General features: G+C 71.3%; 9 protein-coding genes. 6 read left to right on the top strand and 3 right to left on the bottom strand.

Features of this window, described 5'->3' with window-relative positions; genetic code table 11:
* Nucleotides 1–16 precede the first annotated feature (16 nt).
* The 6 genes from ABZ192_RS20170 to ABZ192_RS20145 all read left to right on the top strand — a co-directional run bounded on the left by ABZ192_RS20170 (nucleotide 17) and on the right by ABZ192_RS20145 (nucleotide 9,233).
* Nucleotides 17–1,051, top strand: a complete 1,035-nt coding sequence (locus ABZ192_RS20170) for an ABC transporter permease subunit (protein ID WP_356925819.1) — start codon at nucleotides 17–19, stop codon at nucleotides 1,049–1,051.
* The gene (locus ABZ192_RS20165; protein ID WP_356925818.1) at nucleotides 1,048–2,010 is read left to right on the top strand and encodes a carbohydrate ABC transporter permease; all 963 of its coding nucleotides are present in this window, start codon (nucleotides 1,048–1,050) and stop codon (nucleotides 2,008–2,010) included. The genes ABZ192_RS20170 and ABZ192_RS20165 overlap by 4 nt, the downstream gene beginning before the upstream one ends.
* A 134-nt stretch (nucleotides 2,011–2,144) precedes the next feature.
* Complete coding sequence (locus ABZ192_RS20160) at nucleotides 2,145–4,334, top strand: 1,4-beta-glucanase (protein WP_356925817.1); 2,190 nt, start codon at nucleotides 2,145–2,147, stop codon at nucleotides 4,332–4,334.
* Nucleotides 4,334–6,298, top strand: a complete 1,965-nt coding sequence (locus ABZ192_RS20155) for a beta-galactosidase (RefSeq protein WP_356925816.1) — start codon at nucleotides 4,334–4,336, stop codon at nucleotides 6,296–6,298. The genes ABZ192_RS20160 and ABZ192_RS20155 overlap by 1 nt, the downstream gene beginning before the upstream one ends.
* Nucleotides 6,295–8,484, top strand: a complete 2,190-nt coding sequence (locus tag ABZ192_RS20150; protein ID WP_356925815.1) for a glycoside hydrolase N-terminal domain-containing protein — start codon at nucleotides 6,295–6,297, stop codon at nucleotides 8,482–8,484. The genes ABZ192_RS20155 and ABZ192_RS20150 overlap by 4 nt, the downstream gene beginning before the upstream one ends.
* Nucleotides 8,485–8,519: 35 nt before the next feature.
* On the top strand, nucleotides 8,520–9,233 hold the full coding sequence (locus ABZ192_RS20145; protein WP_356925814.1) for a hypothetical protein: 714 nt from the start codon (nucleotides 8,520–8,522) through the stop codon (nucleotides 9,231–9,233).
* A 31-nt stretch (nucleotides 9,234–9,264) separates the two neighbouring features.
* Here the strand turns inward: ABZ192_RS20145 and ABZ192_RS20140 are convergent, their stop codons facing one another.
* From ABZ192_RS20140 to ABZ192_RS20130, 3 genes are all read right to left on the bottom strand, one after another.
* On the bottom strand, nucleotides 9,265–10,452 hold the full coding sequence (locus tag ABZ192_RS20140) for a sulfotransferase (RefSeq protein WP_356925813.1): 1,188 nt from the start codon (nucleotides 10,450–10,452) through the stop codon (nucleotides 9,265–9,267).
* Between the two features lie 112 nt (nucleotides 10,453–10,564).
* Nucleotides 10,565–12,607, bottom strand: coding sequence for a glycoside hydrolase family 31 protein (locus ABZ192_RS20135; protein WP_356925812.1), 2,043 nt, complete (start codon nucleotides 12,605–12,607; stop codon nucleotides 10,565–10,567).
* 120 nt (nucleotides 12,608–12,727) lie between these two features.
* Nucleotides 12,728–13,741, bottom strand: a complete 1,014-nt coding sequence (locus ABZ192_RS20130) for a LacI family DNA-binding transcriptional regulator (RefSeq protein WP_356925811.1) — start codon at nucleotides 13,739–13,741, stop codon at nucleotides 12,728–12,730.
* Between the last annotated feature and the right edge of the window lie 314 nt (nucleotides 13,742–14,055).

The raw sequence follows: 14,055 nt of genomic DNA, 5'->3' as shown, positions 1-14,055 counted from the left end.
GGCAAGGAGAACAGCCGTGTCCCACAGCACGGTGCCTCGGAGCAGCGCCGAGGCCAGCGCGCCGGTGAAGACCCCGGTGACGTCCGGCGACGCCACCGGCGGCCGGGAGGAGACAGGCTCGGGCAAGCTGAGCCTCAGGCTCAGGTTCAGACGCGACCGTGCCCTGATCCTCATGACGTTGCCGGCCGTCGTCCTGGTCATGGTCTTCAACTACCTGCCGATCCTCGGCAACGTCGTCGCCTTCCAGGACTACGACCCCTACATCAGCGACAACGGCATCATCTCCATCCTGAACAGCCCCTTCGTGGGCCTGGAGAACTTCCAGCGGATGTTCGAGGACTCCGCCTTCTGGAACGCCGTCGAGAACACGCTGGTGCTGTTCTTCGTCCAGCTCGTGCTGTTCTTCCCGATCCCGGTCCTGCTCGCGCTGCTCATCAACAGCGTGGTCCGGCCCCGGGTGCGGGCCGTCGCGCAGGCGGTCCTCTACCTGCCGCACTTCTTCTCGTGGGTGCTGGTCATCGCCGTCTTCCAGCAGATGTTCGGCGGCGCGGGCATGCTCTCCCAGCTGCTCAGGCAGAACGGCTACGACGGCCTCAACATCATGACCAACCCGGACACCTTCGCCTTCCTGCTCACCGCGCAGAGCGTGTGGAAGGACGCCGGGTGGGGGATCATCGTCTTCCTCGCCGCGCTGGCCTCGGTTCCGCAGGACCACTACGAGGCCGCCGCGATGGACGGCGCCGGACGCTGGCGCCGCATGTGGCACGTCACGCTTCCCGCCCTGCGCCCGGTGATCGCGCTCCTGCTGGTGCTGCGCGTCGGCGACGCCCTGACCGTCGGGTTCGAACAGATCCTGCTGCAACGCGACGGCGTCGGACCGGGCGCGGGGGAGGTCCTCGACACCTTCGTGTGGTGGAACGGCGTGCGCAACCAGGACTTCGGCTACGCGGCCGCCGCGGGTCTCGTCAAGGGCGTGGTCAGCATCGGCCTGGTCCTCGCCGCGAACAAGGTGGCCCACCTGATGGGCGAGCAGGGGGTGTACAAGAAATGACGTCCGTGATGTGGGAGCCGCGCCAGGACACCGAACCGGCCCAGCAGCAGAAGGCGCCCCGCTGGTGGCAGGCCCCGCCCCGCCCGGCGTGGGAGGAGGAGCCCTCGAAGGCCGGCCTCGCCGGCAAGGCCATCGCCCTGTCGTTCGCCTGCCTCGCGGTGATCTTCCCGCTGTGGATCGTGGTCGTCACCAGCCTGTCCTCGCGGAAGACCATCGACGAGGCGGGCGGCCTGGTGATGGTGCCCAAGGGCATCACCTTCATCGCCTACCAGGAGCTGCTCAGCGGCGGCCAGGTCACCCGCGCCGCGGTCATCAGCATCCTCGTCACCCTGGTCGGCACGGCGTTCTCCATGACGGTCTCCGTCCTGTGCGCCTACGGCCTGTCCCGCAGCGAGTCCCTCGGCCACCGCTGGATCCTGATGACGCTGCTGGCGACGATGTTCTTCAGCGCCGGCCTCATCCCCACCTACCTGCTGGTGCAGTCCCTCGGCCTGACGGACACCTATCTCGCACTGATCCTGCCGAGCGCGATCAGCGTCTTCAACATCCTGGTGCTGCGCGGCTTCTTCATGGGGATCTCGCAGGAACTCATCGACAGCGCGCGCATCGACGGCGCCGGGGACGTGCGGATCCTGTGGCAGATCGTCATGCCGCTGTCGCGGGCGGTTCTCGCGGTGATCACGCTGTTCTACGCCGTCGGGTACTGGAGCGCCTGGTTCAACGCGTCGATCTACCTGAACCAGCAGGACATGATGCCGTTGCAGAACGTCATGATCCAGCTCGTGCAGCGGCAGGAGGCACCGGTCGGTCTGGGCCAGGCGATCAAGACCGGGCAGCTGTCCGGGCTGGCCATTCAGATGGCGGTCATGGTGATGGCCCTGCTGCCGGTCGCCGTGCTGTCGCCCTTCGTCCAGAAGCACTTCAAGAAGGGCATGCTCACGGGGGCGGTCAAGGGCTGACGCCCTTTGTGTGAGTCCTCGCCGTAGGACTTTCGGTCGTTTGTTCTCCGCGGCTGCGTTGTGGTTGTTCGCGCAGTTCCCCGCGCCCCCAGGACAGTCCCCCAACTCCCCGTTCGCAAGAACCGAGGTATGTCATGAGCACGTTCCATCTCAGCAGGCGCGCTGTGCTCGCCGGAACCGCCGCGGTCGCCGCTCTCCCAGTCCTCCAGGGGCATGCCCAGGCCGCCGTCCCCGCCGCAGGTGGTGCCTACCGCTGGCGCAACGTCGTCCAGGGGGGCACCGGATTCGTGACCGGTGTCCTGTTCCACCCTGCCGTCCGCGGCCTCGCCTACGCCCGGACCGACATCGGCGGCGCCTACCGCTGGGACGACCGGAGGGACCGGTGGATCCCGCTGACCGACCACCTCGGCTGGGACGACTGGAACCTGCTCGGTGTGGAGGCCATGGCCGTCGACCCGGCCCACCCGAACCGGCTGTACCTCGCCCTCGGCACGTACGCGCAGCCCTGGGCCGGCAACGGGGCCGTGCTGCGCTCCGAGGACCGCGGCGCGACCTGGAAGCGCACGGACCTCGGTGTGAAGCTCGGGGCCAACGAGGACGGGCGTGGCTGTGGGGAGCGGCTGCTCGTCGACCCGCGCGACGGCGACACACTGTGGCTCGGCACCCGGCACGACGGGCTGCTCAAGTCGACCGACCGGGGCGCCACCTGGAAGGCCGCGAGCTTCCCGGCCGCGCCGAGCGCCACCGGCCAGGGCATCACCCTCCTGGTCGCCGCCGGCCGCAGCGTCTACGCCGGCTGGGGCGACTCCGAGGGCACCTCCGCGAACCTCTACCGAACCGCCGACGGTACGACCTGGGAAGCCGTCCCCGGGCAGCCCGAGGGCACCGCCGCCAAGGTCCCGGTCCGGGCCGCGTACGACCGGCACACCCGCGAGCTGTACGTGACGTACGCCAACGCCCCCGGCCCCAACGGCCAGTCGGACGGCAGCGTGCACAAGCTGCGCACGACCACCGGCAAGTGGACCGAGGTCACACCCGTGAAGCCCGGCGGGGCGACGAGCGACGGCGGGACCGACTCCTTCGGCTACGGCGGCTGTGCCGTCGACGCCCGTCGCCCCGGAACCGTCGTCGTCTCCACCAACAACCGCTGGTCGCTGGTCGACACGCTGTACCGGAGCACCGACGGCGGCCGCACCTGGACGTCCCTGAAGGACAAGGCCGTCCTCGACGTCTCCGAGACCCCGTACCTCAAGTGGGGCGCCGACCAGCCCAAGTTCGGCTGGTGGATCCAGGCCGTCGGCCTCGACCCGTTCGACTCCGAGCACATCGTCTTCGGCACCGGCGCGACCCTCTACGGCACCCGCGACCTCCAGCACTGGGCCCCGGAGATCCGGGGTCTGGAGGAGGCGTCCATCCGGCAGCTGGTCTCCCCTCCGGTCGGAGAGGCGCACCTGATCAGTGGGTCCGGGGACATCGGCGTGATGTACCACGAGCGGCTTACGGCATCCCCCTCGCGCGGCATGGCGTCGAACCCGGTGTTCGGCACGGCGACGGGGCTCGCGCTGGCCGCGGCCAAGCCGTCGTACGTCGTGCGGGCCGGGTGGGGCGACCACGGCAACGGTGCCTGGTCCGACGACGGCGGCAAGACCTGGGCCCCTTTCGAGGCCCAGCCGGACCTGGCCAAGTCCGCGCCGGGCCCGATCGCCACCAACGCCGACGGCAGCGTGCTGCTGTGGTCCTTCGGCGCGGGCAACCCGGGGTACCGCTCGGCGGACAACGGCGGCACCTGGTCCGAGGTGGCCACCTTCCCCAAGGGGGCGGTCCCCGTCGCGGACCCGGTCGAGCCGTCCCGCTTCTACGCCTTCGACACCACCACCGGCACCCTGTTCGCCAGCACCGACGGCGGCCGGACCTTCACCGCGCGGGCCACCGGCCTGGACTCGGGCGACACCGAGTTCCAGCTGGCCGTGGCACCGGGCCGCTCCGGGGACCTGTGGCTGAGCCTGAAGGGGAACGGGCTGTACCGCTCCACCGACGGCGGCGCGAGCTTCACCAAGATCGGCAGCTGCCGGGCGTCGTACACGCTCGGTTTCGGCAAGGCCGCCGAGGGCGCGGCCTACCCGGCGCTCTACATGGTCGGCTCCACCGACAGCGTCACCGCCGTGTACCGCTCCGACGACGAGGCGAAGAGCTGGACCCGGGTCAACGACGACCAGCACCAGTGGGGCTGGATCGGCGCGACCATCGCCGGGGACCCGCGCGTCTACGGCCGGGTCTACATCGCCACCAACGGGCGCGGCGTGCAGTACGGGGAGCCCGCCTGATGCCCGGCCTGAGCGACGCGACCCGAGGCCGTCTGCTGTTCGGCGGCGACTACAACCCGGAACAGTGGCCGCGGGAGACCTGGCACGAGGACGTCCGGCTGATGAAGGACGCCGGCGTCAACTCCGTCACCCTCGGGGTGTTCTCCTGGTCGAAGCTCGAACCGGAGCCGGGGGCCCGGGAGTTCGGCTGGCTGGACACGCTGATGGACCTGATGCACGACAACGGCATCGGGGTCGTCCTCGCCACCCCCACCTCCTCGCCCCCGCCCTGGATGGGCCGGCTGCACCCCGACACCCTGCCCGTCACCGAGGACGGCCGCACCGAGTGGTGGGGCGGCCGGCAGCACTTCTCGCACTCAAGCGCCACCTACCGGCGCTACGCCGCCGCCATCACCGAGGACCTGGCGGCCCGCTACGGCGGCCACCCGGCCCTGACGATGTGGCACATCAACAACGAGTACTGCACCTTCGACTACGGCGACGAGGCCGCCGCCGCCTTCCGCCGCTGGCTGCGGCAGAAGTACGGCACGCTCGGCGCCCTCAACGAGGCCTGGGGCACCGCCTTCTGGAGCCAGGGCTACGACACCTGGGACGGCATCCTGCCGCCCCGCCTGCCGCACTACATGCGCAACCCCGGCCAGGTCCTGGACTTCCGGCGCTTCACCTCCGACATGCTCCTGGAGTGTTACACCGCCGAGCGGGACATCGTCCGGCGTCACACCCCGCACATCCCGGTGACCAGCAACTTCATGCCGCTGTGGATCGGGCAGGACGCGTGGCGCTGGGCGGCGGAGGAGGACGTCGTATCGGTCGACATCTACCCCGACCCGCGCGACCCGCTCGGCGCCCAGAACGGCGCGCTCGTGCAGGACATGACCCGCTCGCAGGCACGCGGGCCCTGGATGCTCATGGAGCAGGCGGCCGGGCCGGTCAACTGGCGGGGCGTGAACCACCCCAAGCCGCGCGGCCTCAACCGGCTGTGGTCCCTCCAGGCCGTGGCCCGGGGCGCCGACGCCGTCTGCTTCTTCCAGTGGCGGCAGTCCCGGCAGGGCGCGGAGAAGTTCCACTCCGGCATGGTCAGCCACGCGGGGGAGGAAGGCCGTACGTACCAGGAGGTCAGGCAGCTCGGCGCGGACCTGGCGAGGATCGCACCCGAGGTGACCGGCCGGCACCTCACCGCGAACGTCGCCGTCCTGCACGACTGGGACGCCTGGTGGGCGGGCGCTCATGACGGCCGCCTGTCCAGCCGGGTCGAGTACCCGGACGTCCTGCGCGCCTGGCACCGGGCCCTCTGGCAGGCTCATCTCACCTGCGACTTCGCCCATCCGGAGCACGATCTGACGCCGTACTCGGTGGTCGTCGTGCCCCAGCTGTACGCGCTCACCGACGCGGCGATCGCCAACCTCCTGACCTACGTCCGCGGCGGCGGGACCCTGGTCTGCGGCTTCCTGACCGGCGTCGCCGACGAGGACGACCGGGTGCGCCCCGGCGGCATGGACGTCCGGCTGCGGGAGCTGTTCGGCATCCGCACCCTGCACGAGTGGTGGCCGCTGGACGCGGACGAGACAGTCGCGTGCGAGGGCTTCCGGGGCACGCTGTGGTCCGAGGAGATCGAGCCCGCCGACCCCGACCACACGACCTGCTACAAGGGCGGCGAACTGGACGGCATGCCCGCCGTCCTGCGCAAGGGCCGGGCCTGGTACGTCTCCACGCTCCCCGAGCCCGAGGCCCTGCGCGAGCTGCTGGCCCGGATCGCGGGCGACGCGGGCGTCCGGCCGGTGCTCGACGGCCTCCCCGAGCAGGTCGAGGCCGTCCTGCGGGGCGAGATCCTGTTCCTGCTCAACCACGGCCGTGAGCCGGTGACCGTCGAGGTCCCCGGCACCCACCACGACCTGCTGACGCAGACGGACGTCACCGACCGGGTCACCCTCGGCCGCTACGGGGCGGCGGTGCTGCGGCCATGACCGACTCCGCACCCGTCCACGGCACGTGGGAGCCGCACCCGGCCGCCCGCTGGGAGGACGGCTTCCTGAGCGGCAACGGCCACCACGGCGCCCTGGTGTCCGGTGACCCGAACGACGAACGGGTCGTCGTCACCCACCACACCCTGGTCCGGCCGGGCGGCAGGGACCCCCGGCCCCCGCAGCTCGCCGACGGCCTGCCCGCTCTTCAGGACCGCCTCCTGGCGGGCGACACGACCGCCGCCGAGAGCTTCACCGACGGCAGGCCGCTCCAGTGGGTGCAGCCCTTCCACCCCGCCTTCCGGATCCGGCTGCGCCGGCCGCCGGACGACTGCCCCGGCTACCGGCGCGACGTCGACTTCACCACCGGCGTCGTGCGGGCGGCCTGCACCGGCTGGACAAGCCGTCTCTTCGTCTCCCGCGCCGACGACGTGCTCGTCCAGCAGGTCACCGGACCCGGCCTCACCCTCGACATCGACCTGGACCACCGGCTGCCCGGCGCCCCCGTCGGACTGGGCGTCGGCCACGGAGCCGTCCTCACCCCCGAGGGCGCCCTGCTGAGCCTGCGCGCCCGCTACCCCGACAGCGACCTGGCCTGCACCGGCGTCACCCTGCTCACCGTCACCGGCGGCACGACCACCCTCACGCCCCCCGGCGTGCACATCGAGGGAGCCCGGTCCGTGCTGCTCCTCACCCGGGTGCACCGCCACACCGGCGAACTGGACGTGGTCGCGCAGCGGCGTGCCCTGCGGGACCTGCCCACCGGGTACGACGAACTCCTCGACCGCCATGCCGCCCTGCACCGCACCGCCTACGAGCGCGTCACCCTCGACCTGGCCGCCGACCCGGCCGAACGGGCGCTGCCGGGCTCCGAGTTGCTGAAGCGGCCCCGCAGCGCCGCCCTGCTGGAGCGCCTGTTCGCGGCCGGCCGCTACCACCTGCTGTCCGCCAGCGGCCTCTTCCCGCCCCGCCTGACCGGACTGTGGACCGGTGACTGGAACACGGCCTGGTCGGGCGCGTTCACCAACGACGCCAACCTCAATCTCCAGACCTCCTCGGCCGCTGCCGCCGCCCTCCCCGAGGTCACGGAGGCCCACGCGAACCTGATCCACCGGCAGCTGCCCGACTGGCGCGACAACGCCCGCGCGGTCTTCGGCGCCCGGGGCGCCGTCGCCCCCGCCCACACCGACGGCGAGTCCGGCCACTCGTACCACTTCAGCCGCGAGTACCCGCTGCACCTGTGGACCGCGGGCGCCGACTGGCTGCTCAAGCCGCTCGTCGACCACGACGAGACCCACGGCACCCGCGACCCGCGCACCGCCGCCGCGCTAGCCGAAGTCGCCCTGTTCTACGAGGACTTCCTCACCCGCACGGACGAGGACGGCCGGCTGGTCGTCGTCCCGTCCTACTCGCCCGAGAACAGGCCGGCCAACGCGAGCTGGGGCACCCTCAACGCGGCGATGGACCTCTCCGCGGCCCGTCACGCCCTGCGCACGGCCGCCGTCTACCACCCGGGCCCCGACGCCGACCGCTGGAACGCCCTGGCAGACCGGCTCCCCCCGCACCGGATCAACGCCGACGGAGCCCTGGCCGAATGGGCCTGGCCGGGCCTGGAGGACTCCTACGACCACCGCCACCTCAGCCACCTCTACGGGGTCTGGCCGCTCGACGAGATCACCCCCTACGACACCCCCGAGCTGGCGGCCGCCGCGCACCGCGCCCTGGAACTGCGCGGTGCCGAGAACGACTCCGCGCACGGACACCTGCACCACGCGCTCATCGCGGCCCGGCTCAGGGACGGCGACCGCGTCGCCCACGCCCTCGGCCAGGTCCTGGACGGCGACTTCTTCCACGCGTCGCTGATGAGCGCCCACTACCCGAACCGGAACGTCTACAACGCCGACGCCGCGCACACCCTGCCCGCCGTGCTGATCGAGATGCTCGTGCAGTCGACCCCCGACCGGCTGGTGCTGCTGCCCGCGCTGCCGGCGGCGTACGCCGCCGGCGCCCTGCACGGGGTGCGCACCCGGTTCGGGGCGGAGCTCGACCTCACCTGGACGCGTGACGGCGCCACCGTGGTCATCAGGCCGGGCCGCACCCACCGCGTCGAACTGCGGACTTCCTCCGGCGCAGAATCCCTCCACTTGGTCGCCGGAGAAGACCACGTCCTCACCCTGAGGGCGTGGTAGTTCCCCCCATCCCCCCACCCCATGGAAGGGACACCATGGCATCACGCACGCTGAACAGGGTCACCAAGGCCCTGCTGGCTCCCGCCCTGGCGCTCGGCGCCACCGTCGGCCTCGCCTCCGCCCCCGCCTCGGCCGCCGTCTGGAACTCCTGCGACCAGTGGGGTCAGACCAACCTGAACGGCTACACGCTCTACAACAACATCTGGGGCGGCGGCGCCGGCAGCCAGTGCATCTGGGCCAACTCCGGCACGAACTGGGGTGTCTGGGCCAACCACCCCAACACCGGCGGCATCAAGTCCTACCCGAACCAGACGAAGGCGATCAACAAGCCGATCACCTCGCTGGGCTCGCTGTCCAGCAGCTACAACGTCAGCGTCCCGTCCTCCGGCGCGTACAACACGTCGTACGACATCTGGGACACGGACCACGACTACGAGATCATGCTCTGGGTCAACAAGACCGGCCCCGTCGGCCCGATCGGCACCTCGCAGGGCAGCGTCAGTCTCGGCGGCCACTCCTGGAACGTCTTCAAGGGCACCAACGGCTCCAACGAGGTGTTCTCGTTCATCCGCACCTCCAACTCCAGCTCCGGAACCGTGAACATCCTGCCGATCCTGAAGTGGATCAAGGACACCAAGCGCTGGATGGGCAACGAGACCATCGGTGACGTCCAGTTCGGCTACGAGGTCACCTCGTCGTCCGGCGGGCTGAACTTCACCACCAACAACCTGACGGTCAGCAGCAGCTGATCCGTCGCGGGGCCGGGGCCGGCCGTGTCGTTCAGGCGCGGTCGACCTCGGCCCGCAGCGCGTTGTAGTCCGCGAACGCCGACTCGACCTCGGCGCGGCTCAGGCCGTAGCGGGACAGGTCGTAGGTGTGCTTGCGGGTGCCCTTGGGGCGGGCGACGGCCGCCGGGAGCCGGGCCGCGTCCGCCTCCGTCCAGGGGGCACCGACGGCCGCGTAGAGCTTCGGGGCGCCGGTGGCGGGGTCCGAGCCGAGCCAGGAGTACGGGGCGTCCACCAGTTGCTCCGCGGGGATCGCGGCCCGGGCCGCGAGGCCGCGCGCCATGGCACGGCTGAGCAGGCCCAGCCAGGTGGCGCCGATGCCGGCCAGGTCCAGCGGGCGGGTGCTGACGGCCATGCCGTGCTCGATCAGCGAACAGAACGACGCCACGACGGTGACCGGGTCCCGGTGGCACCACACGATCGTGGCGTCCGGGAATACCGTGCGCAGCGCGTCCAGGTTCTCCAGGTGCATGGGGGACTTCAGCACCCAGCGCCGCCGCGGACGGCCGTACTGGAGCACCTGGTAGACCTGCTTGAGGTACCGGTAGTCGGCGGTGAAGTCCCGCTCGCAGTGCCAGTCCAGGTACTCCGGGATACGGGCCTGGGAGAACGGCATCAGAGCGTGCGGGAGCGCGAACGTGCACTCCTCGGGGCCCTCGGCGGCCATCGCGTGGATGTCGCGGAAGCGCGGCGCGAAGAGGTCCGTGCCCTGCACCAGCCGGCGCCCGGCCGTGATCGCCCTGCGCCGCTGCCGGGGCGGCAACTCGAGGTCGGGCCCGAGCAGTTCCCACAGCAGGGGACACCGGTGCTCGTCCGAGATCGCCAGCACCGAGTGCGTGACCGTGGTGGCGGTGCGCGGCAGCCCCACGACGAACACCGGCTTGTCGATGGGCTCTCGCTCGATCTCCGGATGCTCGGCGATCAGCCGCAGGACGCGGGCCCGGTTGGTGAGGTGCCGGCGCACGTGCACCTGCGCCGACTGCCAGCCGACCGGGGTGAGGTTCCCGGCCTTCGCCCACCACCCCAGCAGCGACCGGAAGCCGTCGACGAACTCCCGGTCTCCCGGCGCCTCACCGGCCTCCACCACGATGCGATCGAAGATCCGGTCCGGGTCACGGCGGGAGCCGAAGCCCGGCCGCAGCAACAGGTTCGCCAGCGTGAGGGCGAGCGGAGACGTGGACACGCAGGGAACCTATCCTCCCGAACTCGCTTGCGCTGGACGAAAGTTGGCCGAACATGCGGAAGGGGTGGCCGGATGACCTCCATCGAACCGGCCACCCCTCCCGCTGACGCGGCTACTCCGCTACGGGCAGCCGCGCCCCGTCCCGCAGAAACAGCGGGATGCGGTCCAGCGGGGCGTCGACCGTCACGGACCGACCACCCTCGTACGTCTCACCCGTCCAGGCGTCCGTCCACGTGCCCCCCGCCGGCAGGTACGCCGTGCGGGCGGTGGCGCCGGCGGTGAGCACCGGGGCGACCAGCAGGTCCGGGCCGAAGAGGTAGGAGTCGTCGACCGACCAGGTGGCCTGGTCGTCCGGGAACTCCAGGAACAGCGGCCGCATCACCGGCAGGCCCTCCTCGTGCGCCTCCCGCATGACCCGCAGCACGTACGGCTTCAGACGCTCGCGCAGCCGCAGGTACTTCTCCAGGACGGCCCCCACCTCCTCGCCGTACGACCACACCTCGTTCGGTCCGCCGGTCATCGCGGGGCCCAGCGGCATGCCCGGGTCGCGGAAGCCGTGCAGGCGCATCAGCGGGGACAGCGCGCCGAACTGGAACCAGCGGACCATCACCTCCCGGTACGCCGGGTCGTCCGGGTCGCCGCCGTGGAAGCCGCCGATGTCGGTGTTCCACCACGGGATGCCCGACAGTGCGGTGTTGAGGCCGGCCGCGATCTGGCGGCGCAGGGTCGGGAAGTCCGTGCCGATGTCCCCGGACCACAGGGCGGCGCCGTAGCGCTGACTGCCCGCCCAGGCCGAGCGGTTGAGGCTGACGACCTCCTCCTCGCCGGTGGCGACGAGCCCCTCGTAGAACGTGCGGGCGTTCTCGGCCGGGTAGATGTTGCCGACCTCCAGGCCCGGGCCCGCCCAGTAGCGCAGGTTCTCCTGGAAGCCCGGCTTCAGCTCCGGCTCGCAGGCGTCCAGCCAGAACGCCGTGATGCCGTACGGGTCGAGGTAGTTCTCCTTCACCTTCGACCACACGAACTCCCGGGCCTCCGGGTTGGTGGCGTCGTAGAAAGCCACCTGGACCGTGGAGGCGACCTCCTTGTCGGGCCAGTCGGCGTGCGCCATCGGGCCGTACTGCGTGCCGATGAAGTAGCCGCGCTGCTCCATGACCGGGTGGTTCTCGCTCAGCGGTGACACCGACGGCCAGACGCTCACCACCAGCTTGATGCCGAGCTCCTCCAGCTCGCGCACCATCGCCGCCGGGTCCGGCCACTCCTTCGGGTCGAACTTCCACTCGCCGAGGTGCGTCCAGTGGAAGAAGTCGCACACGATCGCGGAGATCGGCAGGCCCCGGCGCTTGTACTCCCGTGCCACCGCCATGAGTTCGTCCTGCGTGCGGTAGCGCAGCTTGCACTGCCAGAAGCCCGCCGCCCACTGAGGCAGCATCGGCGTCCGGCCGGTCACCGCGCTGTAGCGGCGCTGGGCTGCGGCCGGGTCACCCGCCGTGATCCAGTAGTCGATCTGCCGGGCCGAGTCGGCGACCCACCGCGTGCCGTTGTGCGCGAGCTCCACGCGGCCGATCGCCGGGTTGTTCCACAACAGCGTGTAGCCGCGGCTGGAGGTCAGCACCGGAATGCCGACCTCGGCGTTGCGCTGCACCAGGTCGAGGACCAGGCCCTTCTGGTCCAGGCGCCCGTGCTGGTGTTGGCCGAGGCCGTACAGCTTCTCGTCGTCGTACGCGGCGAAGCGCTGCTCCAGGCGGTGGTGGCCGTGGCCGACGGCCGTGTAGAGGCGGGAGCCGGGCCACCAGAAGTGGGCGCGGTCCTCGGCGAGCAGCTCGGCGGAGTCCTCCGTCCGCAGGAAGCGGACCAGGCCCTCGGCGTTCACCTCGACGGTGAGCGCGCCGACGGTCAGCTGCCCGCGCCCGTCCTCGATCTTCACCGTGGACGGTGTCGCGGGAGCCTCGTCGAGGAGCGCGCCCGGGAGCCCTTCGAGCACCGGGCCGCCGAGCCGGGCCCGCACCCGGACCGCGTCCGGGCCCCACGGCTCGATCCGTACGGTCTCCTGGCGGCCGCTCCACTCCAGCGCGCCGCCCCGCTCGCGGAACGTGCCGACGGTGGGGGAGGACTGCGCCAGACTCACCTGGGGATGGGTTTCAGCAGGCTGATTCACGTGGCGGGCTCCTGTGCTCCTGGGGGAGTGCAGACAGAGGTGTTCAGGCAGTGGTGCGCGGACATGGGGGTGCCCTGGGAGGAGGGCGGGAGAAGGGACGGCGTGTGCCCGGGGTGTGCCTTACGGCCGGGTGGGCGCCGGCCCCGTGCTGCCCCGGACCGTCAGCTCGGGCGCGATCAGCACGACCTCGTCGCTGCCGCGTCCCCCGAACTTGGCGACCAGGTGTTCCACGGCGTTCCGGCCCATCTCCTGCGCGGGGATGGCGACCGACGTGAGCCGCACCGAGGCCTGCGTCGCGACCTGGTCGGGGCAGATCGCGACCACCGACACGTCCTCGGGCACGGCCCGGCCCTGCTGCCGCAGCAGCGCGAGCAGCGGCTCGACCGCCGACTCGTTCTGCACGATGATCCCCGTGGTCCCCGGGCGTTCGTCGAGGATCCGGGCGAGCGTCACGGCCATCGCGTCGTACCCGCCCTCGCACGGCCGGTGCAGCAGCCGCACGCCCAGCTCCCGGGAGCGGGACCGCAGCCCGTCGAGGGTGCGCTCGGCGAAGCCGGTGTGCCGCTCGTAGACCGCCGGGGCCTCGCCGATGACAGCGATGTCCTGGTGCCCCTGTTTCGCCAGGTGCTCCACGCACAGCGCGCCCGTCGCCCGGAAGTCCAGGTCGACGCAGGTCAGCCCGGTGGTGTCGGCGGGCAGCCCGATCAGCACGGACGGCTGGTCCGTCGCACGCAGCAACGGCAGCCGCTCGTCGTCGAGTTCGACGTCCATCAGGATCACCCCGTCGGCGAGCCCGCTCCCGGCGACGCGGCGCACCGCGTCCGGGCCCTCCTCACCGGTGAGCAGCAGCACGTCGTACCCGTGCGTCCGCGCGGCGGTCGCCACCGCGATGGCGATCTCCATCATCACGGGCACGTACATGTCCGTGCGCAGCGGGATCATCAGCGCGATGATGTTGGACCTGCTGCTGGCCAGGGCGCGGGCCCCGGCGTTCGGGTGGTACCCGAGCTCGCGGATGCTCCGCTCGACCCGCTGCCGGGTGTTCGCGGAGATGGACCGCTTGCCGCTGAGGACATAGCTCACCGTGCTCGCCGAGACTCCGGCGTGCTGGGCGACCTCGGCGAGGGTGACCATCCGCTCTCCAAGCTTTGTGAAGCGCTTCGACAATGCGCGTTGCTGATGTGGGTGGGTGAGGGTGGTTCGACAGTAGCTCCAGCGGGAGTACGTGTCCATAGGTTGTCGAAGCGCTTCGATACCGAATTCCGGCACGGCGCCAGAAGGGCGGGCCGTTCCCGGGAGGACACCTTGATGCAACACCGTCCTCAGGCCCCCGACAAGCCCGGGAGCTTTCCGTCCTCTTCGGCTGAACGGATGCGCGAGGACTGGTGGGAGCGTCCGGTTTCGGGTACCAACGATCCAGTAGCACTGATCGGTAACGTACGGTCCTC

Source organism: Streptomyces sp. NPDC006235, from assembly GCF_040613735.1.
Lineage (GTDB): Bacteria > Actinomycetota > Actinomycetes > Streptomycetales > Streptomycetaceae > Streptomyces.
This window is presented reverse-complemented; position numbering and strand designations above follow the sequence as displayed.

Bases quoted from the DNA above. Each gene is read 5' to 3' on its own strand.
- ABZ192_RS20165 (WP_356925818.1), top strand. From the start codon at position 1,048: ATGACGTCCGTGATGTGGGAGCCGCGCCAGGACACCGAACCGGCCCAG.
- ABZ192_RS20160 (WP_356925817.1), top strand. From the start codon at position 2,145: ATGAGCACGTTCCATCTCAGCAGGCGCGCTGTGCTCGCCGGAACCGCC.
- ABZ192_RS20155 (WP_356925816.1), top strand. From the start codon at position 4,334: ATGCCCGGCCTGAGCGACGCGACCCGAGGCCGTCTGCTGTTCGGCGGC.
- ABZ192_RS20150 (WP_356925815.1), top strand. From the start codon at position 6,295: ATGACCGACTCCGCACCCGTCCACGGCACGTGGGAGCCGCACCCGGCC.
- ABZ192_RS20145 (WP_356925814.1), top strand. From the start codon at position 8,520: ATGGCATCACGCACGCTGAACAGGGTCACCAAGGCCCTGCTGGCTCCC.
- ABZ192_RS20130 (WP_356925811.1), bottom strand. From the start codon at position 13,741: ATGGTCACCCTCGCCGAGGTCGCCCAGCACGCCGGAGTCTCGGCGAGC.